Here is a 544-nt window from a genome sequence, read left to right on the forward strand (position 1 = left end):
TCTCCTTGTTAGGAAAAAGATCGTGAAACTGAGTTATTAAAATTAAACAAGTATTTACTGCTAAAAATGGTACTACAAAAATCCAAATACTTAGGGCTTTTACTTTCTTAATATTATCCATTTTGAGCTGAATTATTTTTTCTTATTTTTTTTTCTAGCTCTTCTTTTTTTTGACCCCATTTTTCTTCGGCCTCTATGTTTCTTTGGATAACCCATCATTGTCTCCTATTTATTATTTTATTGACTTATATAACGGATATAGCATTGTCCCCATAAGTATTCAATTTTTTTATGGGCTATTCTTTTAAAACATTTTTAAAACACACTGCAAAAGATTTTCATAATCAGTCGGTAAATCCGCCTGTTGTGCGGGCATCAACTATTATTTTTAAATCCATGCAAGATATTAGAAAAACCCAAAAGAAAAACATTAAAGATCCAACTGGCGGTCACTACGATTATGGAAGGCAAGGTACATCAACGACACATACGCTTTCAAAAATTTTAACAAAACTGGAAGAGTCTTATCATGTTTTTTTAACAC

1 pseudogene is annotated in these 544 nt (G+C 30.5%); it reads left to right on the plus strand.

Features of this window, described 5'->3' with window-relative positions:
- Positions 1-291: 291 nt before the first annotated feature.
- Positions 292-544 (plus strand): annotated as a pseudogene (locus AMN84_RS03595) (PLP-dependent transferase); the annotation flags it as partial.

Source organism: Candidatus Pelagibacter communis (assembly GCF_001180105.1).
Taxonomy (GTDB): Bacteria; Pseudomonadota; Alphaproteobacteria; order Pelagibacterales; family Pelagibacteraceae; genus Pelagibacter; species Pelagibacter ubique_K.